Below are 23,591 nucleotides of genomic sequence, written 5' to 3'. Positions count from 1 at the left end.
GCCGGCACCCCGGCCGACCTGGCGCTGCCCGTCACCGACCCCGCGCTGGCGGCCCGCCTGCGCGAGCGGATGGAGGTGGTCGAGGAGGCACTGACGGCCCACGCCGTCAGCCGCGCCCCCTACGTCACCGAGGCGGCGCGCCACCTGCTGGCCGCCGGGGGCAAGCGCTTCCGGCCGCTGCTGGTGCTGCTGGCCGCCGAGGTGGGGGAGCACCCCGAGAACGACGACGTCGTCACCGCCGCCTGCGTGGTGGAGCTGACCCACATGGGCTCGCTCTACCACGACGACGTCATGGACGAGGCCGAGCTGCGCCGCGGCTCGGACTCCGCCAACGCGCGCTACGACAACCTGGTCGCGATCCTCACCGGCGACTTCCTCTTCGCCCGCTCCTCCGAGCTCACCGCGCGGCTGGGTCCCGAGGCGGTGCGCATCCAGGCCGAGACGTTCGCGCGGCTGGTGGAGGGCCAGATCCTCGAGACCGTGCGCCCCGAGCCCGAGCGCGCCCTCGAGCACCACCTCGAGGTCGTCGCCGGCAAGACCGGGTCCCTGATCGCCACCTCCGCCCGCTACGGCGGCATGTTCGGCGGGGCCTCGCCCGAGGTCGTGCAGGCACTGACGGCCTACGGCGAGATCGTCGGCTCGGCCTTCCAGCTCTCCGACGACATCCTCGACATCGCCTCGGACTCGGTGGAGTCCGGCAAGACCCCCGGCACCGACCTGCGCGAGGGCGTCCCCACCCTGCCGATGCTGCTGGCCCAGGCCTCCGCCGACCCCGCCGACGCGCGGCTGGTCGAGCTGCTCGGCCAGCCGCTCACCGACGACGCCCTGCACGCCGAGGCCCTCGCCCTGCTGCGCGCCCACCCGGCGCTCGAGCAGGCCCGGGCCTACGTGGTGGATCGTGCAGCGGAGGCCAAGGCCCTGCTGGCCGCCCTGCCGGAGGGCTCCGTGCGGTCCGCGCTGGAGTCGTTCGCCGACATCGTCGCGGTGCGCAGCGCCTGAGCCGGCGCCGCTGCCGCCCTGGCTCAGACCGCGGGGGAGGCGCTCGCGGCCAGCACCAGCTGGCGGCGTCGGTGCCGCAGCGCCTCGAGCGTGAACAGGCTGAGCGCCAGCCACACCAGTGCGAAGCCTGCCCAGCGGCCCGGCGGCATCTCCTCGCCGAAGACCAGCACGCCGAGCGCGAACTGCAGCACCGGCGCCAGGTACTGCAACAACCCCAGCGTGACCATCGGGATGCGGGTCGCCGCGGCACCGAAGCACAGCAGCGGCACGGCCGTCACCACGCCGCTGGTGGCCACGAGCAGCAGGTGGCCCGCGCCGTCCGAGCCCACCTGCGCGCGACCGGTGGAGCCGAGCCACGCCAGGTAGGCCAGCGCCACTGGCGCCACGATCGCCGTCTCCACCGCCAGGCTCTCGACGGCGCCCGCACCCGCCGCCTTCTTGGCCAGGCCGTACACGGCGAAGGAGAGCGCGAGGGTCAGCGCGATGACCGGCGGGCGCCCGTAGTCCCAGGTGAGCACCGCGACGGCGGCGCCACCCAGCCCGAGCGCCACCCACTGCAGCGGTCGGAGCCGCTCGGAGAGCACCAGCACACCCATCAGCACCGTCACCAGCGGGTTGATGAAGTAGCCCAGCGAGGTCTCGACCACGTGGCCGCTGTTGACGCCGTAGATGAAGGTGGCCCAGTTGACGCTGATGGTCACCGCCGCCACCACGAGCAGCACCCGGGTGCGGGGGCTGCGCAGCAACGCGGCCAGTGCGGCCCGCCGTCGCAGCAGCAGCACCAGGAGCGCCGTCGTCAGCACCGACCACACCACCCGGTGCGCCAGCAGCTCGACGGCGCCCGCCGGCTCGAGCAGCGGCCAGTACAGGGGGAACGCCCCCCAGAGCAGGTAGGCCGCGACGCCCAGGGCCAGGCCCCGACGCTGCTCGCTCACCTCGTCGTCACGTGCGGGAGCCTACGCGCCCGCGGCCGGGGGGATCGTGTCGGATCGTCAGGGATCCGTGGGGTACCTGTGGTTTGCCGCTCACCTCGCTGGGGCACAGTGGCCACGTACGTTCCGTCCCGAGAACCCCGGAAAGGGGACCCCCTCCCATGCGCATGCACCGCATCCTGATCGCCGCGCTGGCTTTCGCCCTGATCGGCCTCGTGCCCTTCACCTCGGCCACCGCCAACGCCGCCGACGTGACCGCCGCGAAGAGCTCGACCTCCGCCGCCGCCCCCGCGGCCGCCGCGAAGCCCCGCCGCACCGTGGCCTTCAAGTTCAAGTCGACGAGCCGCACCACCTACAAGTTCACCGGCAAGGTGCAGGCCGCCAAGAACAAGAAGATCACCATCCAGCGCTCGAACAGCAAGAAGGGCAAGTACCGCAACTTCCTGACCCTGCGCACCAACAACAAGGGCAACTTCTCGACCCGCAACCTCAAGGCGACCGGCTGGTTCGTCGTCAAGGTCCCCAGCGACAAGCGCTTCGCGACCTCCTACAGCCAGCTGATCCGCGTCTTCTACACCTGAGCCGAGACGGGACCGCGGACAGGCGGACCCTCCCCGGTGGCGTGAGACGCTGCTGAAAACCTCGAAGGCCCCCACCGCGCTGCGGTGGGGGCCTTCGTGCGTCCGGTGTGAGAGCGAGGCCGTGACGGCCGGTGATCGAGTAGCGCCGTCCCGAGGGGCGGCGCGTGCTCGATCCGAGATCCGGTGAGCCGACTGCTGGCCCTTTGCCGCGGTGCCTCGTCCGCTGCGCTCGGCGCGGCTTCGCTCCTCAGCCGCGGCCTCCGCTGCGCTGGGCTGCTTCCTGGCTCACTGCGTCTCGGTACGCCCGCCGCGGGTTCGCAGGCTCACCCGCGCCGTGCTACTCGACGACCATCGACGGCGACTTCGCAGGCTCAGTCGCCGTCAGACCACGGTCCAGGTGTCGTTGCCGGCGATGAGGCTGGCGAGGCGGTCGGTGGGGTCGTCGTCGACGGCCTGGGTGGCGCTGTGGACCTGGGCGCGGGTCTGGTCGTCGTAGGTGGGGCGCTCGACCTGGCGGAAGATGCCGATGGGGGTCTGGTCGAGGTAGCCCATCTCGGTGAGGCGGGAGATGGCGAACGCGGTGGTGGGGTCGGCCTGGTGGGCGTCGTGGACCAGCAGCTGGTCCTCGGTGACCTGGCCGGGCTCGGTGCCGACCTCGACGACCTTGACACCGCCGGTGGCGGTGTCGCGCACCAGGCCCTTGGCCTGGCTCGAGCCGAAGGTGATGGGCTGGCCGTGCTCGAGGGGGATGAGGGCGTCGCCCTTGGTGTCGTTGCCCTTGATGGCGTCGAAGGCGCCGTCGTTGAAGATCGGGCAGTTCTGGTAGATCTCGACCAGGCTGGTGCCGCGGTGGGCGGCGGCCGCGGAGAGCACGTGGGTGAGGTGCTTGCGGTCGGAGTCGATGGTGCGGGCCACGAAGGAGGCCTCGGCGCCGAGCGCCAGGCTGACGGGGTTGAAGGGGTGGTCGACCGAGCCCATGGGGGTGGACTTAGTGATCTTGCCGGCCTCGGAGGTGGGGGAGTACTGGCCCTTGGTGAGGCCGTAGATCCGGTTGTTGAACAGCAGGATCGTCATGTTGATGTTGCGGCGCAGGGCGTGGATGAGGTGGTTGCCGCCGATGGAGAGGGCGTCGCCGTCGCCGGTGACGACCCACACGGAGAGGTCCTCGCGCGCGGTGGCGATCCCGGTGGCGATCGAGGGGGCGCGGCCGTGGATGGAGTGCATCCCGTAGGTGTCGAGGTAGTACGGGAAGCGGCTGGAGCAGCCGATGCCGGAGACGAACACGATGTTCTCGCGGCGCAGGCCGAGCTGGGGCAGGAAGGACTGCACGGCCTTGAGCACGGCGTAGTCGCCGCAGCCGGGGCACCAGCGGACCTCCTGGTCGGAGGAGAACTCCTTGGCGGTCTGGGCGTCGCCCTCGTGCGCGGGGACGCCCTCGGTGCCGGCGCGCAGGCCGGGGAACGGCAGCTCGCTGCTGCCGGCGGGGCTGGAGAGGGTGGTCACTGGTGAGGCTCCTGACCGGTCACGAGGACGGGGTGGGGGTGAGGTCGAGCTCGCCCGGGGCAAGGCCCTCGGCCTCGGCGACGAGGCCGCCGATGGCCTCGGCGAGCTCGGCGGCCTTGAGGGGCAGGCCGCGGACGACGTTGTAGCCGCGGGCGTCGACGAGGTACTTCGCGCGCAGCAGGTTGGAGAGCTGGCCCAGGTTCATCTCGGGGACCAGGACCTTGTCGTAGCGGGCGAGGATCTCGCCGAGGTCCTTCGGGAAGGGGTTGAGGTGGCGCAGGTGCACCTGTGCGACGTCGTGGCCGGCCTTGCGCACGCGTCGGCAGCCGGCACCGATGGGGCCGTAGGTGGAGCCCCACCCGATCACCAGCACCTTGGCCTTGCCGCTCGGGTCGTCGACCTGTAGCGGCGGCAGGGACTCGGCGATCCGGTCGACCTTGGCCTGGCGGGTGCGGACCATGAGGTCGTGGTTGGCGGGGTCGTAGGAGATGTTGCCGTGGCCCTCGCCCTTCTCCAGGCCGCCGATGCGGTGCTCGAGGCCGGGGGTGCCGGGCACGGCCCAGGGGCGGGCGAGGGTCTCCTCGTCGCGCAGGTAGGGCCAGAAGTCCCCGCTCGTCGTCCCGTCCTTGGCGGTGACCTCGTGGTTGGTCTCGGTCGCGAAGGCGGGGTCGATGGTGGGCAGGTCGTCCTGCTCGGGGATCCGCCAGGGCTCGGAGCCGTTGGCCAGGTAGCCGTCGGAGAGCAGCATCACCGGGGTGCGGTAGGTGACGGCGATGCGTGCGGCCTCCAGGGCGGCGTCGAAGCAGTCGCCAGGTGACTGGGGCGCCACGATCGGCAGGGGGGCCTCGCCGTTGCGGCCGAACATGGCCTGCATGAGGTCGGCCTGCTCGGTCTTGGTGGGCAGACCGGTGGAGGGGCCGCCGCGCTGGACGTCGATGACCAGCAGGGGCAGCTCGGTCATGATCGCCAGGCCGATGGCCTCGGACTTGAGCGCGATGCCCGGGCCGGAGGTGGTGGTGACGCCGAGGTGGCCAGCGAAGGAGGCGCCGATGGCGGCGCCGACGCCGGCGATCTCGTCCTCGGCCTGGAAGGTGGTGACGCCGAAGGCCTTGTGCTTGCTCAGCTCGTGGAGGATGTCGGAGGCCGGGGTGATGGGGTAGGACCCCAGGAACACCGGCAGCCCGGAGCGGACGCCGGCGGCGACCAGGCCGTAGGAGAGCGCCAGGTTGCCGGTGATGTTGCGGTAGGTGCCGGCGGGCATGCCGGTGGCGGGCTTGATCTCGTACTGGACCGCGAAGGTCTCGGTGGTCTCGCCGTAGTTCCAGCCGGCCTTGAAGGCGGTGATGTTGGCGTCGCGGATGTCGGGGACCTTGGCGAAGCGCTTGCCCAGGAACGCGATGGTGCCCTCGGTGGGGCGCCCGTACATCCACGACAGCAGACCGAGGGCGAACATGTTCTTGGCCCGCGAGGCGTCCTTGCGGGTCAGGCCGAACTCCTTGACGGCCTCCACGGTGATGCCGGTCAGGTCGACCGGCTGCACCTGGAAGCCGCCCAGGACGTCGTCGACCTCGCCCAGCTTGTCGAGCGGGTTGGAGGTGTAGCCGGCCTTGTCGAGGTTGCGCTTGGTGAAGTCGGCGGTGTCGACGATGATCGTCGCCCCCACCGGCAGGTCGGGCAGGTTCGCCTTCAGCGCGGCGGGGTTCATCGCGACCAGCACGTCGGGGGCGTCGCCCGCGGTGAGGATGTCGTGGTCGGCGAAGTGCACCTGGAAGGACGACACGCCGGGCAGGGTGCCCTGGGGCGCGCGGATCTCGGCGGGGAAGTTGGGCAGGGTCACCAGGTCGTTGCCGAACACGGCCGACTCCTGGGTGAACCGGTCGCCGGTGAGCTGCATGCCGTCACCGGAGTCACCGGCGAACCGGATGATCACCCGGTCCAGCTGCTTGACCTGCTTGGACACTCAACACTTCCTCGCGCTCTGGTGCGTTCCGAGGCCGCGATGCTACTCCGGCGCGCGGACAACGAGAACGTGTTCCAGTTCTCGCGCCACGCCGACGGCGGACCTCCGGCCGACCTCCCACGATAGGTCGGTACGGCCGCGCGCCCCACCCCGTCTCCCGTGCTGGGCGCCTCCACGGGGGTGACGTCCACCACCCTGCCCGCCTGCGGCGCCACGCCCAGGCCGCGGACAGTTGACAACAACGCACATAAACATGAGTAATCTACTCGCGTTACGTCGTGCAGGGCTCGGGCTGCCCCCACAGGAAAGAGGCACCATGAACACATCGATCAAGGTCGCGGCTGCAGGAGTTGCCGGGGTGCTGGCCTTGACCGGTTGCTCCACCAACGCAGGTGGCAGCGAGGCCGGCGAGACGATCAGCGTCAACGCGTTCTCCGTGATGGAGGCGGCCAACGAGCCCGTCTTCGAGGACTTCCAGGCCACCCCCGAGGGCGAGGGCGTGGAGTTCGCTCCCTCCTACGGCGCCTCCGGCGACCAGAGCCGCGCCGTCGTGGCCGGCACCGACGCCGACGTCGTGCACTACTCGCTCGAGACCGACGTGACCCGGCTGGTCGACGAGGGCCTCGTGGCCGAGGACTGGAAGGACACCCCGACCGAGGGCATCGCGACCTCCTCGGTCGTGGTCTTCGTGGTCCGCGAGGGCAACCCCGACGGCATCGAGACCTGGGACGACCTGGTCGAGGACGGCGTCGAGATCATCACCCCGAACCCGGGCTCCTCGGGGTCGGCGCGCTGGAACATCCTGGCCGCCTGGGCGCACATCACCGGCAACGGCGGCTCGGAGGAGGAGGCCCGGCAGTTCGTCACCGACCTGCTCGGCAACACCATCGCGCTGCCCGGCTCCGGTCGTGAGGCCACCACGGCCTTCGACGACGGCGCGGGCGACGTGCTGCTCTCCTACGAGAACGAGGCCATCCTCGCCAAGCAGAACGGCGCGGCCGTCGACTACGTGGTCCCGCCCGACACCCTGCTCATCGAGAACCCGGCCGCCGTCACCGTCGACGCCGACCAGACCGCGCAGGACTTCCTGGACTTCATGACCGGGCCCGACGCCCAGGCCGACTACGCGCAGTCGGGCTTCCGCCCGGTGGTCGACGGCGTCGAGATCGACGAGGTGGAAGGCGCCAACGACCCGGCCGACCCGTTCCCGGCCCCCGAGCAGCTGTTCACCATCGACGACGACTTCGGCGGCTGGGCCACCGCGGCCGACGAGTTCTTCGGTGACGGCGAGGACGGCAACCCGCTCGGCATCATCACCGAGATCCAGCAGGAGACCGGGAAGGTCGGCGAGGAGTAGTCATGGCACCGGCCCGTGCGGGGGCCCTCCTGGACGACGTCGCCGCGTCGCCCGCCGGTAGCACCGGCGGGCGACGGGGCCGGCGTCCGCGCCGGAGCACGCCCCGTTCCACCCTGACCCGCGGTTCCGGGCTCGCGCTCGGCATCGCCACCGTCTGGTTCAGCCTGCTCGTCCTCATCCCGCTGGCCGCGATCGTCGCGACCGCCGGCGAGAACGGTCTGGGCCGCTATATCGACGTGCTGCGCAACCCCCAGACCTGGGCCGCCGTGCAGCTGACCGTCGGCCAGGCGCTGCTGGTGACGCTCGTCAACGTCGTCGTCGGCACCGTCATCGCCTGGGTGCTGGTGCGCGACCACTTCCCGGGCAAGGCGATCCTCGACGTCGTCATCGACATCCCCTTCGCGCTGCCCACGATCGTCGCGGGCCTGGTGCTGCTGGCGCTCTACGGACCCGACAGCCCGCTCGGCGTCAACTGGGCGTTCAGCGAGATGGCGGTGACCCTGGCGCTGGCGTTCGTGACGCTGCCCTTCGTGGTGCGCACGGTGCAACCGGTCCTCGAGGAGCTCGAGTCCGACGTCGAGGAAGCGGCCGCCTCCCTGGGCGCCCGGCCGCTGACCACCTTCCGCCGGGTGATCCTGCCGAGCCTGGTGCCGGCGATCACGGCGGGAGCAGCGCTCTCGTTCGCCCGCGCGATCTCGGAGTACGGCTCGCTGGTGCTGCTCAGCGGCAACCTGCCCTTCCGCACCGAGGTCGTCTCGGTGCGCGTGCTCACCTTCATCGAGAACGGCAACAACGCCTCCGCGGCCGCGCTGGCCTCGGTGATGCTGTTCGTCGCCCTCGTGGTGATCGTGCTGCTCGACATCGTGCAGAGGCGGGTGTCGCGTCGTGCTTGAGACCTCGACCCCCGTCAAGTGGGGCCTGCGCGCCGTGGCCATCGGCTACGTGTTCTTCCTGGTCGCCTGGCCGGTGGCCATGGTGGTGCGCGCGACCTTCGCCGGCGGCCTGGGCAACCTGACCGACGCGCTCGGTGACGAGCGCATCGTCGGGGCGCTGCAGCTGACCGTGATGGTGGCCTTCTGGGCCGTCGTCATCAACCTCGTCTTCGGCGTCACGATGTCGCTGCTGCTGGTGCGCTACGAGTTCCCGGGCAAGCGGGTGCTCTCGGCGCTCGTCGACCTGCCGATGTCGGTCTCGCCCGTGGTGGTGGGCCTCGCGCTGCTGCTGGTCTACAACGGCCGCGACGGGTGGTTCGGCCCGACGGCGGAGGCCGCGGGTCTGCAGGTCATCTTCGACTCGCCCGGCATGATCATGGCGACCTGCTTCGTGGCGCTGCCGCTGGTGATCCGCGAGGTGGTGCCGGTGCTCCGCGAGGTCGGCGACGACCAGGAGCAGGCCGCGCGCAGCCTCGGCGCCAGCGGTCCGCAGACGTTCTGGCGGATCACGCTGCCCAGCATCAAGTGGGCGGTCGTCTACGGCGTGGTGCTGAGCCTGGCCCGCTCGCTCGGCGAGTTCGGCGCCGTCAAGATCGTCTCGGGCAACATCACCGGCCAGACGCAGACGGCCACCTTGCTGGTGGAGGCGAAGTACCAGAACTTCCAGCAGGAGTCGGCCTACGCGATCTCGTTCCTGCTGATCGCCGTCAGCGTGGCGTGCCTGGTCGTCGTCGCCTTCCTCCGGCCGCGCTCCGACGAGCGCTGACCCCAGCCCCTCTCGCTTTCCGCTCCGACGAAGGAGAACACCCATGAGCATCGACGTCACCGGCGTCACCAAGCGTTTCGGCGACTTCGTCGCCCTCGACGACGTCACCGTCACCCTGCCCACCGGCCAGCTCACCGCGCTGCTGGGCCCCTCGGGCGGCGGCAAGTCCACCCTGCTGCGTGTGATCGCCGGCCTGGAGTCCGCCGACTCCGGCACGATCTCCATCGAGGGCCGCGAGGCCACCCACCTGCCGCCGCAGAAGCGCAACGTGGGCTTCGTGTTCCAGCACTACGCGGTCTTCAAGCACATGACCGTGGCCAAGAACGTGGCCTTCGGGCTCGAGATCCGCAAGCGCCCCAAGCCCGACGTGCAGCGTCGGGTCGAGGAGCTGCTCGAGCTGGTGCACCTCTCGCAGTTCAGCCACCGGCTGCCCTCGCAGCTCTCCGGCGGGCAGCGCCAGCGGATGGCGCTGGCGCGGGCGCTCGCCGTCGAGCCGACGGTGCTGCTGCTCGACGAGCCCTTCGGCGCCCTGGACGCCAAGGTGCGCAAGGAGCTGCGCGACTGGCTGCGCCGCCTGCACGACGAGGTGCACGTGACCACGGTCTTCGTGACCCACGACCAGGAGGAGGCCCTGGAGGTCGCCGACGAGATCGTCGTGATCAACGAGGGCCGCGTGGAGCAGGTCGGCACGCCCGACCAGCTCTACGACGAGCCCGCCAACGACTTCGTGATGGGCTTCCTCGGTGAGGTGACCACCCTCGGCGACGTGCAGCTGCGGCCCCACGACATCGAGGTCGAGGTGCAGCCGGGTCGGTCCGGCGCCGTGGCCGGCACGGTGACCCGGCTGCTGCGCGTGGGCTTCGAGGTGCGCCTGACGGTGCAGCCCGAGGCGGGCCCGCCGGTCACGGTGGTGCTCACCCGCACCCACGCCCGCTCCCTGGAGCTGGCCGAGGGCACCCGCGTGTGGATGACGCCGGCCGACGGCGCCGTCACCGTCTCGGCCGGCGCGCCGGCCGCGGCGCAGACCGCGGTCGCGGTGTGAGCCGGGGCGGCCCCGGGCTGGCCCCCACCCCCTGATCGTCCGGCTCGCGGCGGCCGCACCCCTCCGCGTGCCGGACCCCGCCCGCCCCGCGGTGACCGCACCTCATCGCGGGGCGGGCTCCTTCCTCCAGGGCTGCTGCTCGTCCGTCTCGCAGCGGGTCCTCAGCGCCTGCGCGTGCCGGGCGAAGCCGTCCGCCACCCGGGCCGGGCCGGCCAGGCGCACCAGCGGGCCGGAGAACTCCTCGACCGTCTCGTAGGTCGTGGGCCCGCCCGGCTCCTGGGTCAGCCGCTGGTGCCGGACGCCGCGCACCAGCCCGAGCCGCGCGGGCCAGCCCTCGTAGGTGTAGCTGAGGAGTGCGCGCTGCTCGCCCGTCGGGCCGGCCGCCGGTGTCTCGACGGCGCTGATCCGCTCGGGCGAGCGCGTGGTGCGCCCCGATCGCCAGCGCACCGTGAGCAGGATCGGCTCATCCACCCGAGGCGGGTGGGCGGTGCGTGCCTCGACGACGAACGGGTTCCACTCGCCGTAGCGGTCGGTCTCGGTCATGACCTGCCAGACGCGCTCGATCGGGGCCGCGATCGTGACCGAGGCGGAGGGGCGCGCGGAGGGCATGCGCCGGAGCGTAGGGCCTCCTGGGAGGCTGTGCCCGTGAGCGGCGCCGTGGACGAGTACGACGTCGCCGTCGTGGGTGGCGGCCCCGCCGGCGCCTCCGCGGCCCGCGCCGCCGCCGAGACCGGCGCTCGCACGGTGCTGCTCGAGAAGGCGGAGCTGCCGCGGTACAAGACCTGCGGCGGCGGGCTGATCGGGCCGACGCTCGCGCACCTGCCCGGCGACCCACCCGCCCGCGTCGACGTGCACCGCGTCTCGTTCACCCTGCGCGGCGGGGTGCCACTCCAGCGCGTCGAGCACGCGCCGGTCCTGCGCACCGCGGCCCGCACCGAGCTGGACGCGTGGCTGGCCAGCGCGGCCGCCTCCGCGGGCGCCGAGGTGCGCACGCGGTGCGGGGTCACCGGAGTCACCGGGTGGCAGCGGGCCGGCGACGTCGTCGAGCTGGCCACCGAGCAGGGCCCGGTGCGCGCCCGCACCGTCGTCGCGGCCGACGGGACCTCCAGCCGGCTCGCCCGCGAGGTCGGCGTCCGACTCTCGCGGGTGGACCTGGGGCTCGAGGTCGAGCTCGACGTCGGGGCGCTCGGTGCGCGCTGGGCCGACCGGGTGCACCTGGACTGGGGTCCGCTGCCCGGCTCCTACGGCTGGGTCTTCCCCAAGGGCGACTCGCTCACCGTCGGCGTCATCGCCGCCCGCGGCAACCCGGCGCAGACGCGCGCGTACCTGGCCGACCTGCTGCGCCGGCAGGGGCTCACCGGGCTGCGGGTGCTGCACGACTCCGGCCACCTGACCCGCTGCCGCACCCCCGACTCGCCCCTCGGTGCGGGCCGGGTGCTGCTCGCCGGCGACGCCGCGGGGCTGCTGGAGCCGTGGACCCGCGAGGGCATCAGCTTCGCCGTCCGCTCCGGCCTGCTCGCCGGTGCCGTCGCCGCGCGGGGCGGTGCGCAGGACGACGGCGCGCTGCAGGCGCGCTACCGGTCGGCGGTGGGGGAGGAGCTCGCGGTCGAGATGGCGGCCGGCGAGCAGTGCCTGCGGGCCTTCGAGCGCCGCCCCGCCGTCTTCCACCACCTGCTCGGGGGGACCGGCGTCGGCTGGCGCGCCTTCACCCGGATCGCCCGCGGCGACACCACCCTCGCCCGCGCCTGGCAGCACCGCAGCGTGCGCGCCGCCGTCGGGGTGCTGGGTGGTCGGTGAGGGTCGGCGCGGCCGCCCGTGGATTTCCCCGGTTGACCGGTTACTCCCCAGCTTGTCGGCCGAAATTTCGGCCGACAAGCTGCACAGCCCCCGGCCGACCGGGTAAATCCCACCCGGCCGACCGGCGGCCGCCCGCGTCAGCGGTAGTTGGTGAACTGCACCGCGAAGTCGTAGTCCTGCGACTTGACCAGCTGCTGCACGGCCTGCAGGTCGTCGCGCTTCTTGGAGGAGACGCGCAGCTCGTCGCCCTGGATCTGGGCCTTGACGCCCTTGGGGCCCTCGTCGCGGATCAGCTTGCTGACCTTCTTGGCGTCCTCGGAGGAGATGCCCTCCTTCAGCGCGATGCCGATCTTGGACTGCTGGCCCGAGGGGCGCGGCTCGGAGGCGTCGAGGATCTTGAGGCTCTGGTTGCGCTTGACCAGCTTCTCCTTGAACACGTCGAGCACCGCGGAGGCGCGGTCGTCGGCGGAGGCGGTGATCTCGATGGCCTGCTCGCCCTGCCACTCGATCGTGGCGCCGGTGCCCTTGAAGTCGAAGCGGGTGGCGACCTCGCGCGCGGTCTGGCTCAGCGCGTTGTCGACCTCCTGGCGGTCGATCTTGCTGACGATGTCGAACGACGAGTCGGCCATGGTGACGGTGTCTCCTGTGCGTTTTCGTGGGGCGGGCGGGGCTGCGCTATTGTTTCGCGTCGTCGCCCGGCAGGCCAACACGGCCAGCAGGAGCGGCGATCACCTCCCTGGCAGGTTGCCCGAGTGGCCAAAGGGAGCTGACTGTAAATCAGCCGGCACAGCCTACGCTGGTTCGAATCCAGCACCTGCCACAGGCACGAGGCCCCGCACCGCACGGTGCGGGGCCTTCGTCGTCCCGGCAGGTGGACGACTGCGCGGTAGACCAATCCGCCGGCGGATGTGGCCCGAAGCACACGCAGGGACGACGCCGTCGTCCGTGACCGAGAGGCAACCCGCCATGAAGCTGCTCCCTTCCCGCCTGCGCGACCGTCGTCCGAGCGCCGCGCTCCTCGTCTCCGTGTCCGCGCTCCTCGTCGCCCTCGGCGGCACCTCCTACGCGGCCGTGAAGATCCAGACGAGCGACATCGCCAACGGCGCCGTCACCAGCGCCAAGATCAAGAACGAGACCATCGGCTCCAACGACGTGCGCGACGGCTCGCTGCGGCCCCGCGACTTCAGCGGCAACCTGCCCGCCGGCCCCCAGGGCCCCCAGGGCCCCCAGGGCCCCCAGGGCCCTGCCGGCGTCAGCCGCTGGGCGCTCGTGGACTCCTCCGGCGCGATCATCTCCCAGTCCGGCGGCTTCTCCGTGACCACCGCGTACCCGACCCTGGCCAACACCTCTCCCGAGGGCACGCCCAGCAACGCCCTGCGCGCCAACGGCAACGTGTACATCAACGCCGGCGAGGACCTCTCCAACAACGGCATCATCGCCACCATCGCGCTGCAGAACACCGTGGACCTCAACGGCGACGCCATCACCAACGGACGCGCCATGGGCGCCGACGCCAACCCGGAGTTCTCCGGCGAGATCGCCGTCAGCCAGTGCGGCACGCCGATCACCGCCTGCGCCCCGGCCGGCACCGGCAACACCAACCACCTGGTGGTGAGCCCCCGCAACAGCGACGGCTCGCCGACCGCCGACGGCCAGCGCAAGCGCTTCTACGTCATCGTCACCGGCGACTCGACCGACCCCGTCACCGCCACTCCCTGAGTCGCGCCTGACCCCTGCACTCGCCTCCTCGCGGAGGTCGAGATCGACGACGCCCCGGCTGGTGCTGCCGGGGCGTCGTCCTGCGTCCGGGGCCGGTCCGCCGGCGTGGCTCGGGCTCAGCCGCGCGCGGCGTGGTCCTCGCCCTCGGCGTTGAGCCAGGAGTCCTTGCGGCTGATCAGCTCCCGCCGCTCCTCGGGGGTCAGCGCGGCGAGCTGGGCGTGCACGTCGCCGGGGTGGCCGGTCACCTCGGGGGCGGCGGCCAGCGGCACCACGGTGTGCACCGCCCGGTCCTCGTAGAGGTGCACCATCGTGAACGCCTGGTGGCCGTCGACGCCCGAGACAAGCCGGTCCAGCGGCGCGGGGTCGGAGGTGTAGCAGCTGGCCGAGGCCACCGAGACGGGCACGCCGGCGAAGGTCGACCACGAGGTCCAGTGGTAGTGCCCGCCGAGCACGAGCCGGACGTCGGTGCCCGCCACCACGGCCGCCAGCGCCTCCTGGTCGAGCAGCTCGATGATCGCCCCGGCCGGCATCAGCGGGAGCGGGATCGGGGGGTGGTGCAGGGCCAGCACGGTGCCGTGCGCGGCGGGCTCGGCCAGCACGTCGGCCAGCCAGGCCAGCTGGTCGGAGGTGAGCTCGCCGTGGTGGTAGCCGGGCACGCTGGTGTCGAGCGCGACGACACGCAACCCCGCGACGTCGTGCACGCGGTCCTGGGGCTCGGCGGCCGCGGGGCCGGTGACGTCGAACAGGCCGGCGGCGTACGGCTCGCGCTCGTCGTGGTTGCCCATCGTCCACACCACGGCGGCGCCCAGGCGCTGCGCCACCGGCTCCACCAGCGCGCGCAACCGGGCGTAGGCCTCGGGCTCGGCCTTGTCGGCCAGGTCGCCGGTGAACACCAGCGCCTGCGGTGCCGGCCGCAGATGCTCGAGCCGCTCGAGCGCGCGCACCAGCCCCGCCTCGGGGTCGACGACGCCGTACTGGCGCACGCCACCGGCCAGCAGGTGCGGGTCGGAGAGGTGCGCGATCGTGTGCGTGGGGTCGGGGTGCTGGCCGAAGGCGACGACGTACGACGCCGACGCGGGCTGCGAGGTCGACTCGCTCACGCGCGCTGGAGGTAGAAGACCGGGATGGTGCGCGAGGTGCGCTCCTCGTACTTGGCGAAGTTGGGCCAGGTGCGCAGCATGACCTGCCACATGCGGGCGCGCTCCTCACCCTCCACCTCGCGCCAGGTCACGTCGGTCTCGACCTTGCCATCGCGGATGTGGGCGCGCTCGCAGGCCCGCAGGTTGGCCACCCACAGCGGCTCCTTGGGGCCGCCGAAGTAGGAGCCGGCCACCAGCCAGCCGCCGTCGTGCGGCACGCACAGCAGCGGGTTGCTGCGGGGGATGCCCGACTTGCGGCCCGGCACGGTGAGCATCAGGTTGGGCAGGCCGGCGACGTCGAGGATCGTCACCCGGCCCCCGGTGACGGCCTGCAGGCGCTTGTCGGTCCAGACGATCTGGGGAAGCAGCTTCGGCATCCAGCTGATCGCGCCGATCTTGACCGCCAGCGGCGTGAGGAGACCCATGCCTGGAATCTAGGCCATGTTCCACCCCGGTTCACCGGGCGTACTCGCCGGGCTACGCCGCGCTCCTACCGTGCGCCCATGGTCAATCGCGTCCTGCTGCGCGGGTTCCTGGCCGGGGTGCTCGTGCTGCTGGGCGGCCTGGTCGTCTCCGCGCTGCCGCGCTCCTCGCACCCGATGCGCTCCAGCGTGCTCGTCGCCCTGCGCGACGCCGAGGCCGGGAGGATGCTCGGCCTGGCGGTGGTGCTGCTCGGACTGGGCCTGCTGGCCGGCCAGTGGCTGGCGCTGTGCCGCCACGTGGCGCAGGTGCCCGCCGAGGACCGCGACGACGCGCTCGCGCTGGTGCGGCACGCCGCCGTCGTCTGGAGCGCGCCGCTGCTGCTGGCGCCACCGCTGTTCTCGCGCGACGGCTGGAGCTACGCCGCCCAGGGGATGCTCGCCCACCTCGGGCTCTCGCCCTACGACCACGGCCCCGGCGTGCTCAGTGGGCCGATCCTGCAGGCGGTCGACCCGCGCTGGCGCGAGACGCCGGCGCCCTACGGTCCCGTCTCGCTGTTCTTCGGCGACGTCGTCGCCGGCACCACCGGCAACCCCTGGATGTTGGTGGTCGCCCATCGGAGCCTGGCCCTGGTCGGCCTGGCGCTGCTCGCGTGGGCGCTGCCGCGCCTGGCCCGCCACACCGGCGCCAACCCCGCGCTGGCGAGCGCGCTGGTGCTGCTCTCGCCGCTGATGCTGGCCCACGGCGTCGGCGGTCTGCACAACGACCTGCTGATGGTCGGGCTGATGGCGGTGGCTCTCGTCGTCGGGCTGGAGCGCTCGTGGATGGCGGGGTGCCTGCTCGGCGGCCTGGCTGCCGCCGTCAAGCTGCCCGGGGGGCTGGTGTGCCTGGCGATCGTGCTGGCCTCGCTGCCGGCGGCCGCCGGTCTGGCCGAGCGGGTGCGCCGCCTCGGCGCCGGTGCCGTGCTCGCCGTCGCCGCGCTGCTGGGCACCGGCCTGGTGACGGGCCTGGGATCGGGGTGGGTGCACGGGCTCACGGTGCCGGGCACCGTGGTCACCCCGCTCTCGCCGGTGCCCATGCTGGGCGGCGCCCTGGACTGGACGGCCGGACGGCTGCTCGACCTCGCGCCCGCCACGTTCCTCGACCTCGCCCGGCTGCTGGGGATGGTCGCCACCGTGGTGGTGCTGGGGGCCGTGGCCCTGCGCTGGCGCAGCGGCGACGCGGCCGAGGCGGTCCGCGAGCTCGCCCTGGTCACGGGCGTCACCGTCGTGCTCGGGCCGGTCGTCCATCTGTGGTACCTGCTGTGGGTGGTGCCGTTCGTGGCGCTGCTGCGGCTGCCCCGGCTCGGGGCGGCGGCGCTGATGGCGGTCTCCGTGCTGGCCGGACTGGTGGCGCCCCTGGACTCATCGCTGCACGGCGCCTACCTCGCCATCGTGCTGGGCGCGATGCTGGTGGCCGCGCTGACGCCGGTGCTGCTGCTGACGCGGCGCGCCCGCAGGAGGCTCGAGCGGATCGCAGCCGCCCGGTGGCTGCCGGTCGAGCCGTCAGGCGATGTCGCGACCCGCGGTCAGCGCGGGTCGCAGCTCGTCGTGCACGGCGAGCATCCGCTCGACCGAGGCTGACCACGGGAACTGCTCGGCCCGTCGCCGCGCGCCGGCACGCAGTCGTGCCCGCGGCCGGGTGGCGAGCCGCTCGACGGCGTCGGCCAGCGCGGCCGGCTCCGGGGCCGCCCACGCGCCGGAGGCGCCGTCGACCAGCTCGCGCGCACCGCCCCGGTCGGCGGTGACCACCGGCGTGCCGCTGGCCAGCGCCTCCAGCACCGCGAGCCCGAAGGTCTCGCCCGGGCACACCGAGAGGGCGACGTCGGCCGCGGCCAGGGCCCGCGAGAGCTCACGGCGGCCCGCCACGAAGCCGTGGAAGCGCACGGGCGCGGAGCCGGCCAGCTGCTCGAGCTCGTCGCGGTGCGGCCCGGCGCCGTAGACGTCCAGCTGCACCGGTCGCCCACGGCGGTGCAGCTCGACGGCGGTGGTCACCGCGAGGTGAGGCGACTTCTCGCGCGAGAGGCGGCCCGCGTGCACGAGCCGCAGGGGCGCGCCGTCGTCGGTGGTGGGGCGCGCGAGCCGGGCGGGGCCGGGGCGGAAGGTCTCCAGGTCGACGCCGAGCGGCACCCGGCGCACCGGGCAGCCGACGGCGGCGGCCAGCGTGCCGAACTCGGCCTCGGCGTAGCGCGAGGTCACCACGATCGCGTCGAAGGAGCGCACCAGGATCCGGTTGAGCAGGCCGATCGAGGCGCGCGCGCCGAGCGCGTGACCCGTGCGCAGGGCGAGCATGTCGTCGAGCCGCTCGTGGCTGATCAGCACCCGCGCGACGCCGCGCCGTCGAGCCCACGAGGTGACCGGCAGCAGGGTCAGCTTGTCGCTGAGCTCGACGCTGGTGGGGGCGAAGCGCTCGAGCACCTCGGTGACCCGCCACGGCTCCACGATCAGCCGGTAGCCGGCGCCCACGCGGGGGGCGCGCAGCTGGACGACGTCGCCGTGCTCGGTGCTGGTGACCCGGTCGGTGGGACCGGGCACCACCAGCAGACGCTCCACGCCGGCGGCGGCGTAGCCGTGCCCCAGGGCGTCGACGGCGTGCTTCATGCCCCCCGAGGCGGGTCCGACGAAGTTGGCCAGCTGGGCGATGCGCACGAGAGCGGAGGCTCGCCGATCCCGGTGAACGGCACGTGAGCCCGACCTGGCCGCGGGGTGGTCAGCGCACGGCGGGGCTGATGGTGCCACGCACCTCGCCCAGGCTGATCCGCCCGCCGCCGGTGCCGGGCGCGGAGTAGCGCAGCACCACGGTGTCGCCGTCCTCGAGGAAGGTGCGGCCGCCCGGCCAGTGCTCGGTGCCGAACGGCTCGGCGCCGCCCCAGGAGAGCTCGAGCAGGCTGCCGCGCTGCTCGCGCCCGGGGCCGCTGATGGTGCCGGAGGCGAAGAGGTCCCCGGTGCGCAGCGAGGCGCCGTTCAGGGTCAGGTGCGCCAGCATCTGCGCCGGGCTCCAGTAGGTGGAGGCGTAGGGCGGCCGGGCCACCACGTGGCCGCCGAGCTCGACCTCGACGGCGATGTCGAGACCGCGGGCGACCTGCGGGTCGTCGGGCGCGAGGTAGGGCAGCGGGGTGGGGTGCTGGCCGGGCAGTGGCACCCAGGCGGCCTCGAGCGCAGCGAGCGGCGTCACCCAGTGCGCGACCGAGGTGGCGAACGACTTGCCCAGGAAGGGTCCGAGCGGCTGGTACTCCCACCCCTGGACGTCGCGCGCCGACCAGTCGTTGAGGCCGACGACGCCGAACACGTGGTCGGCCAGGGCTGTGGCCGGCACCGGCTCGCCCTGGCGCGAGCCGACGCCGACGACGAAGCCCAGCTCGGCCTCGAGGTCGAGGCGGCGGCTGGGTCCGAACGCCGGCCCCTCGCGGCCGCGCCGCTGCCCGTGCGGCCGCACCACCGGCGTCCCGCTGGGCACCACGGTGCCGGCGCGGCCGTGGTAGCCCACGGGCAGGTGGCGCCAGTTGGGCAGCAGCGGCTCGTCGTCGGGCCGCATGATGCGGCCCACGTTGGTGGCGTGGTGCTCGGAGCAGTAGAAGTCCACGTAGTCGGCCACCTCGAAGGGCAGGTGCAGCGCCACCTCCTCGAGGGGGTGAGAGCGCGCGGCGCCGCTGCCCACCAGCGTCGTCACCTGCTCGCGGGTCTCGGCCCACACCTGCGGACCGAGCGCCATCAGGGGGTTGAGGGTGGGCGCCTCGAGCTCGGGCCGGCCGGTCCCGCCCAGGTCCACGACCGTGTCGGCGAACCGCACGCCCACCCGCCGGGGTCCGCCGGCCACCGAGAAGACCCCGTAGGGCAGGTGGTCGAGGCCGAACCCCTCGAGCCCGCTCGGCTGCTCGGGCTGCTCGGGCTGGTCGGGCGCGCTCACGCGTCTCCCGCCTGCACGCGCTGCAGGTGCGCGGCGTCGTCGTCGGCGCGGCGGGTGCGCCACGCGCGGCACCAGCGTCGGGCGGCCGCGAGGTCCTCGGCGTCGCCCCAGAGCCGGGCAGTGGTGCGCAGCGCGGCGACGGCGTCGGTGATCGTGCCGCCGCGCAGGGTGAAGGGCAGCTCGCGGTCCAGGGCGGCGTCGACCCACGCCTCGAGACCGGCGGGGTCCTCGCAGGGCAGGGTGAGCGCCAGCTCGGCGGCCGCGGCCTCGTCGGCAGCCGCGAGCCAGGCGGGGGTGGGTGCGGGCGCCGCCGTGACGTCGAGGAACAGCGCCACGCGCTCGGGCAGCTGGTGCTCGGCACCCGGGTCGCGGACGGCGTGGGCCGCCGCGGCCACGCGGGCCGCGGCCGAGGCGGGGTCGCCGGGGTCGCGGACGGTGACGCCGAGGGCGACCACGTGCTCGAGCAGCGGCTGGCGCGCCAGCGATCGCGTGGTGACGGCGAGCTGCCCCGCACCACGGTCGAGCTCGACCCGCAGCGGCGCGCGGTAGCCGAGCAGCGCCGGCAGGTCGTTCTCGGCCGCGACCCGGGCGCCCACGAAGGGGGAGGGGTGGGGCTCGCAGGTCGCGCGGTCGGGGACGAGCCCGTCGTGCTCGAGGAAGCCCGCCCAGGCTGGATCCACGGGGTCGACCACGGGGTCGACACTGTCGGCCGGGTGCGGCGCGTCGCTCATGCGGGTACGGTAGCAAGCGCATAGCGGACATTGGCGTCCGCTATCCGGACGAAAGGCGTGGGCATGGCGTTCTACCGGCAGGTCGGGGAGGTGCCGCGGACCCGGCACACCCAGGCGCGCGACGCCCAGGGCCGGCTGTACCGCGAGGAGCTGATGGGGGAGGAGGGGTTCTCCTCGGACTCCTCGCTGCTCTACCACCGCGGGGTGCCCTCGGCGATCGTCGCCAGCGAGGTCTGGGAGCTGCCCGACCAGTCCCGCACCCCCAACCACCCGCTGCGCCCCCGCCACCTGCGCCTGCACGAGCTGACGACGGGCACCTGCGCGGTGCGCGACCGGCGGGTGGTGCTGGCCAACGCCGACTGCCGGATCGGCTACGTTGTCACCGGCACCGAGACCTCACCGCTCTACCGCAACGCCATCGGCGACGAGTGCGTGTTCGTGGAGGCCGGCTCCGGTGTCGTCGAGACCGTCTTCGGCGTGGTGCCCTACCGCGCCGGCGACTACGTGGTGGTGCCGCGGGCCACCACGCACCGGTGGGTCCCGGCGGAGCCGTCACGGCTGTACGCGATCGAGGTCAACAGCCACCTCGCGCCGCCGAAGCGGTACCTCTCCCGCTACGGCCAGCTGCTCGAGCACGCCCCCTACTGCGAGCGCGACCTGACCGGTCCGGGCGAGCCGCTGCTGGAGGAGGGCTCCGACGTGGAGGTGCTGGTCAAGCACCGCACCTCCGCCGGCGTCGTCGGCACCCGGCTGGTCTACGACACCCACCCCTTCGACGTCGTCGGGTGGGACGGGTGCCTCTACCCCTACACGCTCAACATCGAGGACTACCAGCCGATCACCGGCAAGGTGCACCAGCCGCCGCCGGTGCACCAGGTCTTCGAGGCCCACAACCTGGTGGTCTGCAACTTCCTGCCCCGCAAGGTCGACTACCACGAGCTGGCGATCCCGGTGCCCTACTACCACTCCAACGTCGACAGCGACGAGGTGATGTTCTACGTCGCCGGCGACTACGAGGCCCGCAAGGGCTCCGGCATCGGGTTGGGCTCGATCTCGCTGCACCCGGGTGGCCACGCGCACGGTCCGCAGCCGGCCGCGATCGAGGCGTCGCTGGGCGTCGAGGCGTTCGCCGAGACCGCCGTCATGGTCGACACCTTCGCGCCGCTCGAGCTCGGGGAGGGCGGGCGCGCCGTCGAGGACGACGCCTACGCCTGGAGCTGGGCCGGTCGGCGTCTGGACGGCTGAGCCACGGGGTACCTGGACCTGGCCCGGCCACGAGCTGCCGGGTGCTCGATTGGAGCCGCGACGCAGGATGGAGCCATGGTGCGACCACTGAGGAAAGCCCCCCGCCACGACATCGACGAGGGCGACCTCCAGGTCACCCGCGAGAAGCACGCCGCCGCCGGCGCGACCGCCGTCGCGGTGGCGATGACGCGCTCGATCGAGCAGATGGGTGTGCTGCGCACCGCGCAGACCCTGCTCAAGCTCAACCAGGCCGACGGCTTCGACTGCCAGGGCTGCGCGTGGCCCGACCCCGAGCCGGGTCACCGGCACGCCGCGGAGTTCTGCGAGAACGGCGCCAAGGCGGTCACCGAGGAGGCCACGCTGCGCCGCGTCGAGCCGGACTTCTTCGCCGCGCACCCGCTGACCGAGCTGGCGCAGAAGAGCGACTACTGGCTGGGCCAGCAGGGCCGGATCACCCAGCCGGCGGTGCTGCGCGAGGGCGCCACGCACTACGAGGCGATCAGCTGGGAGGAGGCGTTCGCGCTGCTGGGCAAGCACCTCGCCGGCCTCGACAGCCCCGACGAGGCGGTCTTCTACACCTCCGGCAAGGTCTCCAACGAGGCCGCCTTCGCCTTCCAGCTCTTCGCCCGCGCCTACGGCACCAACAACCTGCCGGACTGCTCGAACATGTGCCACGAGTCCACCTCGGTGGCGCTCGCCGAGACCATCGGCATCGGCAAGGGCTCGGTCTCGCTGCACGACGTCGAGACCGCCGAGCTGCTGCTCGTCATCGGCCAGAACCCCGGCACCAACCACCCGCGCATGCTCAGCGCGCTGGAGAAGGCCAAGAAGCGCGGCGCCAAGATCATCGCCGTCAACCCGCTGCGCGAGGCCGGGCTGGTGCGCTTCAAGAACCCGCAGAAGGTGCGCGGCGTCATCGAGGGCACTGCTCTCGCCGACCTGCACCTGCCCGTGCGCGTCAACGGCGACCTGGCTCTGCTGCAGGGCATCGGTGCCCTGCTGCTCGAGTGGGACGCCGTCGACCGCGACTTCGTGGAGCGCCACACCGCCGGCTTCGAGGAGTGGGCCGAGCACGCCCGCACCCTCGACTGGAGCGAGGTCGAGCGCGCGAGCGGCCTGACCCGCGCGCAGATCGAGGAGGCCGCGAGCATGCTGCGCGACTCCCAGGCCACCGTCTTCTGCTGGGCGATGGGGATCACCCAGCACCGCAACTCCGTGGCCACCATCAAGGAGCTCGTCAACGTCGCCCTGCTGCAGGGCAACATCGGCAAGCCCGGTGCCGGCCTGTGCCCCGTGCGCGGCCACTCCAACGTGCAGGGCGACCGCACGATGGGCATCTGGGAGCGCTCGCCCGACCACTTCCTGGACTCCCTGCGCGACGAGTTCGGCTTCGAGCCGCCGCGCGAGCACGGCTTCGACACCGTCGAGTCGGTGCGCGCGCTCGGCGACGGCCGGGCCCGGGTGTTCTTCGGCTTCGGCGGCAACTTCGTCTCGGCCGTCTCCGACACCGAGGTCACCGAGGAGGCCATGCGCCGCGCGGACCTGACCGTGCACGTCTCCACCAAGCTCAACCGCTCGCACGTCGTCACCGGTCGCGAGGCGCTGATCCTGCCCGCGCTGGGTCGCTCCGAGAAGGACCTCACCGGCGGGCGCGAGCAGCGCGTCACCGTCGAGGACTCCATGTCGGCCGTCCACGCCTCCAAGGGCCCGCTCAAGCCAGCCTCGCCCTACCTGCGCAGCGAGGTCGACATCGTCTGCTCGATGGCGCAGGCCGTCGCCACCGCCCGGGCAGCCCGCGGCTCCGGCCCCGGCGAGGCGCTCGCCACCCTGCCGTGGGACGAGTTCCGCGCCGACTACTCCGCCATCCGCCACCGCATCTCGCGCGTGGTGCCCGGCTGCGAGGCCTACGACGAGAAGGTCAACCAGCCCGGCGGCTTCGTGCTCCCGCACCCGCCGCGCGACTCGCGCACCTTCCCCACCGAGGTCGACGCCGCCATCTTCTCCGCGGTGCCGCTGCAGGTGCTGGAGGTGCCCGAGGGGCACCTGCTGCTGCAGACCCTGCGCAGCCACGACCAGTTCAACACCACCATCTACGGGCTCGACGACCGCTACCGCGGCGTCAAGGGCGGGCGACGCGTCGTCTTCGTCAACCCCGACGACGTGGAGCACCTCGGACTGCAGGAGGGCCAGCTGGTCGACCTCTACAGCGAGTGGGACGGCGTGCAGCGCCAGGCGTGCGGCTTCCGGGTGGTCACCTACGACCAGCCCCGCGGCTGCGCGGCGGCCTACTACCCCGAGACCAACCCGCTGATCCCGCTCGACTCGGTGGCAGAGGACTCGAACACGCCGACCTCGAAGTCGGTGGTCATCCGCGTCGAGCCCGCCGACGGCGACGACACCGACCCCCACCCCGGCGACGCCGCCTCCGACGGCCGCGGGGTGGGCGAGAAGGAGAAGGTCGAGCCCGACCAGCTCTCCTGAGCCCGCCCGACCCGCGTTCTCCGCACGGGAGGTCGCGCCCGC

The 23,591-nt window shown here is 73.0% G+C and carries 21 protein-coding genes and 1 tRNA gene; 12 read left to right on the top strand and 10 right to left on the bottom strand.

All coding sequences use genetic code 11. The features are described 5' to 3' along the window. Positions 1-69: 69 nt before the first annotated feature. Positions 70-999, top strand: a complete 930-nt coding sequence (locus ABD948_RS10780) for a polyprenyl synthetase family protein (RefSeq protein ID WP_345266777.1) — start codon at positions 70-72, stop codon at positions 997-999. A gap of 23 nt (positions 1,000-1,022) precedes the next feature. On the opposite strand, the gene rarD is transcribed toward ABD948_RS10780, so the two are convergent. Further along, positions 1,023-1,934: an EamA family transporter RarD gene (rarD, locus tag ABD948_RS10775; protein WP_345265583.1), complete on the bottom strand. Its 912-nt coding sequence runs from the start codon at positions 1,932-1,934 to the stop codon at positions 1,023-1,025. Between the two features lie 158 nt (positions 1,935-2,092). Here rarD and ABD948_RS10770 point away from each other — a divergent pair, with 158 nt between their 5' ends. Further along, complete coding sequence (locus ABD948_RS10770; protein WP_345265582.1) at positions 2,093-2,512, top strand: hypothetical protein; 420 nt, start codon at positions 2,093-2,095, stop codon at positions 2,510-2,512. Between the two features lie 381 nt (positions 2,513-2,893). Here the strand turns inward: ABD948_RS10770 and ABD948_RS10765 are convergent, their stop codons facing one another. Together ABD948_RS10765 and ABD948_RS10760 are read right to left on the bottom strand one after the other, a co-directional pair. Beyond that, positions 2,894-3,979, bottom strand: coding sequence for a 2-oxoacid:ferredoxin oxidoreductase subunit beta (locus tag ABD948_RS10765; RefSeq protein WP_425576589.1), 1,086 nt, complete (start codon positions 3,977-3,979; stop codon positions 2,894-2,896). Between the two features lie 55 nt (positions 3,980-4,034). Further along, positions 4,035-5,975: a 2-oxoacid:acceptor oxidoreductase subunit alpha gene (locus tag ABD948_RS10760; protein WP_345265580.1), complete on the bottom strand. Its 1,941-nt coding sequence runs from the start codon at positions 5,973-5,975 to the stop codon at positions 4,035-4,037. 316 nt (positions 5,976-6,291) lie between these two features. On the opposite strand from ABD948_RS10760, the gene ABD948_RS10755 reads away from it, so the two are divergent. From ABD948_RS10755 to ABD948_RS10740, 4 genes are read left to right on the top strand one after another with little or no spacing between them, the layout of a single operon-like run. After that, positions 6,292-7,332, top strand: coding sequence for a sulfate ABC transporter substrate-binding protein (locus tag ABD948_RS10755; RefSeq protein WP_345265578.1), 1,041 nt, complete (start codon positions 6,292-6,294; stop codon positions 7,330-7,332). 2 nt (positions 7,333-7,334) lie between these two features. Continuing rightward, entirely contained in the window at positions 7,335-8,225 is an 891-nt protein-coding gene (cysT, locus tag ABD948_RS10750) for a sulfate ABC transporter permease subunit CysT (protein WP_345265576.1), read from the top strand. After that, on the top strand, positions 8,218-9,030 hold the full coding sequence (locus ABD948_RS10745; protein WP_345265574.1) for a sulfate ABC transporter permease: 813 nt from the start codon (positions 8,218-8,220) through the stop codon (positions 9,028-9,030). Before cysT ends, ABD948_RS10745 begins: the two co-directional genes overlap by 8 nt. A gap of 43 nt (positions 9,031-9,073) precedes the next feature. Beyond that, positions 9,074-10,072, top strand: a complete 999-nt coding sequence (locus ABD948_RS10740) for a sulfate/molybdate ABC transporter ATP-binding protein (RefSeq protein WP_345265572.1) — start codon at positions 9,074-9,076, stop codon at positions 10,070-10,072. 102 nt (positions 10,073-10,174) lie between these two features. Here ABD948_RS10740 and ABD948_RS10735 read toward each other — a convergent pair whose 3' ends face one another. Further along, complete coding sequence (locus tag ABD948_RS10735; protein WP_345265570.1) at positions 10,175-10,681, bottom strand: SRPBCC family protein; 507 nt, start codon at positions 10,679-10,681, stop codon at positions 10,175-10,177. 36 nt (positions 10,682-10,717) lie between these two features. On the opposite strand from ABD948_RS10735, the gene ABD948_RS10730 reads away from it, so the two are divergent. After that, positions 10,718-11,869, top strand: a complete 1,152-nt coding sequence (locus ABD948_RS10730) for a geranylgeranyl reductase family protein (protein WP_345265568.1) — start codon at positions 10,718-10,720, stop codon at positions 11,867-11,869. A gap of 137 nt (positions 11,870-12,006) precedes the next feature. On the opposite strand, the gene ABD948_RS10725 is transcribed toward ABD948_RS10730, so the two are convergent. After that, positions 12,007-12,498, bottom strand: a complete 492-nt coding sequence (locus ABD948_RS10725; RefSeq protein ID WP_345265566.1) for a YajQ family cyclic di-GMP-binding protein — start codon at positions 12,496-12,498, stop codon at positions 12,007-12,009. 109 nt (positions 12,499-12,607) lie between these two features. Between ABD948_RS10725 and ABD948_RS10720 the strand changes: the two genes are divergently transcribed. Both ABD948_RS10720 and ABD948_RS10715 read left to right on the top strand, forming a co-directional pair. After that, a tRNA-Tyr gene (locus ABD948_RS10720) sits at positions 12,608-12,689 on the top strand. Positions 12,690-12,835: 146 nt separating this feature from the next. Further along, complete coding sequence (locus ABD948_RS10715) at positions 12,836-13,588, top strand: hypothetical protein (RefSeq protein WP_345265564.1); 753 nt, start codon at positions 12,836-12,838, stop codon at positions 13,586-13,588. Positions 13,589-13,704: 116 nt separating this feature from the next. Here ABD948_RS10715 and ABD948_RS10710 read toward each other — a convergent pair whose 3' ends face one another. Together ABD948_RS10710 and ABD948_RS10705 are read right to left on the bottom strand one after the other, a co-directional pair. Further along, positions 13,705-14,688 carry a metallophosphoesterase gene (locus ABD948_RS10710; RefSeq protein WP_345265562.1) on the bottom strand — a complete coding sequence of 328 codons (984 nt, stop codon included), beginning with the start codon at positions 14,686-14,688 and terminating at the stop codon, positions 13,705-13,707. Continuing rightward, complete coding sequence (locus ABD948_RS10705) at positions 14,685-15,152, bottom strand: nitroreductase family deazaflavin-dependent oxidoreductase (RefSeq protein WP_345265560.1); 468 nt, start codon at positions 15,150-15,152, stop codon at positions 14,685-14,687. The genes ABD948_RS10710 and ABD948_RS10705 overlap by 4 nt, the downstream gene beginning before the upstream one ends. A 78-nt stretch (positions 15,153-15,230) precedes the next feature. Between ABD948_RS10705 and mptB the strand changes: the two genes are divergently transcribed. After that, complete coding sequence (gene mptB / locus ABD948_RS10700; RefSeq protein ID WP_345265558.1) at positions 15,231-16,769, top strand: polyprenol phosphomannose-dependent alpha 1,6 mannosyltransferase MptB; 1,539 nt, start codon at positions 15,231-15,233, stop codon at positions 16,767-16,769. Here the strand turns inward: mptB and ABD948_RS10695 are convergent. From ABD948_RS10695 to ABD948_RS10685, 3 genes are all read right to left on the bottom strand, one after another. Beyond that, positions 16,692-17,834 carry a glycosyltransferase gene (locus ABD948_RS10695; protein ID WP_345265556.1) on the bottom strand — a complete coding sequence of 381 codons (1,143 nt, stop codon included), beginning with the start codon at positions 17,832-17,834 and terminating at the stop codon, positions 16,692-16,694. The two genes, mptB and ABD948_RS10695, sit on opposite strands and share 78 nt — an antisense overlap. 61 nt (positions 17,835-17,895) lie before the next feature. Continuing rightward, on the bottom strand, positions 17,896-19,092 hold the full coding sequence (locus ABD948_RS10690; protein ID WP_345265554.1) for a fumarylacetoacetate hydrolase family protein: 1,197 nt from the start codon (positions 19,090-19,092) through the stop codon (positions 17,896-17,898). Beyond that, a complete protein-coding gene (locus ABD948_RS10685) occupies positions 19,089-19,823 on the bottom strand; it encodes a hypothetical protein (RefSeq protein ID WP_345265552.1) in 735 nt (244 codons plus the stop codon). Before ABD948_RS10685 ends, ABD948_RS10690 begins: the two co-directional genes overlap by 4 nt. 63 nt (positions 19,824-19,886) lie before the next feature. On the opposite strand from ABD948_RS10685, the gene ABD948_RS10680 reads away from it, so the two are divergent. Next, positions 19,887-21,068, top strand: a complete 1,182-nt coding sequence (locus ABD948_RS10680) for a homogentisate 1,2-dioxygenase (RefSeq protein ID WP_345265550.1) — start codon at positions 19,887-19,889, stop codon at positions 21,066-21,068. Between the two features lie 75 nt (positions 21,069-21,143). Further along, on the top strand, positions 21,144-23,549 hold the full coding sequence (locus tag ABD948_RS10675) for an FdhF/YdeP family oxidoreductase (protein WP_345265548.1): 2,406 nt from the start codon (positions 21,144-21,146) through the stop codon (positions 23,547-23,549). The last annotated feature ends 42 nt before the right edge of the window (positions 23,550-23,591 follow it).

Source organism: Nocardioides nanhaiensis, assembly GCF_039542785.1.
GTDB classification, from domain to species: Bacteria; Actinomycetota; Actinomycetes; order Propionibacteriales; family Nocardioidaceae; genus Nocardioides; species Nocardioides nanhaiensis.
This window is presented reverse-complemented; position numbering and strand designations above follow the sequence as displayed.

Coding starts and splice junctions, on each gene's coding strand:
- ABD948_RS10735 (WP_345265570.1), bottom strand. CDS start 10,681: ATGCCCTCCGCGCGCCCCTCCGCCTCGGTCACGATCGCGGCCCCGATC.
- ABD948_RS10715 (WP_345265564.1), top strand. CDS start 12,836: ATGAAGCTGCTCCCTTCCCGCCTGCGCGACCGTCGTCCGAGCGCCGCG.
- mptB (WP_345265558.1), top strand. CDS start 15,231: ATGGTCAATCGCGTCCTGCTGCGCGGGTTCCTGGCCGGGGTGCTCGTG.
- ABD948_RS10755 (WP_345265578.1), top strand. CDS start 6,292: ATGAACACATCGATCAAGGTCGCGGCTGCAGGAGTTGCCGGGGTGCTG.
- ABD948_RS10740 (WP_345265572.1), top strand. CDS start 9,074: ATGAGCATCGACGTCACCGGCGTCACCAAGCGTTTCGGCGACTTCGTC.
- ABD948_RS10725 (WP_345265566.1), bottom strand. CDS start 12,498: ATGGCCGACTCGTCGTTCGACATCGTCAGCAAGATCGACCGCCAGGAG.
- ABD948_RS10680 (WP_345265550.1), top strand. CDS start 19,887: ATGGCGTTCTACCGGCAGGTCGGGGAGGTGCCGCGGACCCGGCACACC.
- ABD948_RS10685 (WP_345265552.1), bottom strand. CDS start 19,823: ATGAGCGACGCGCCGCACCCGGCCGACAGTGTCGACCCCGTGGTCGAC.
- ABD948_RS10770 (WP_345265582.1), top strand. CDS start 2,093: ATGCGCATGCACCGCATCCTGATCGCCGCGCTGGCTTTCGCCCTGATC.
- ABD948_RS10780 (WP_345266777.1), top strand. CDS start 70: ATGGAGGTGGTCGAGGAGGCACTGACGGCCCACGCCGTCAGCCGCGCC.
- ABD948_RS10675 (WP_345265548.1), top strand. CDS start 21,144: ATGGTGCGACCACTGAGGAAAGCCCCCCGCCACGACATCGACGAGGGC.
- cysT (WP_345265576.1), top strand. CDS start 7,335: ATGGCACCGGCCCGTGCGGGGGCCCTCCTGGACGACGTCGCCGCGTCG.
- ABD948_RS10705 (WP_345265560.1), bottom strand. CDS start 15,152: ATGGGTCTCCTCACGCCGCTGGCGGTCAAGATCGGCGCGATCAGCTGG.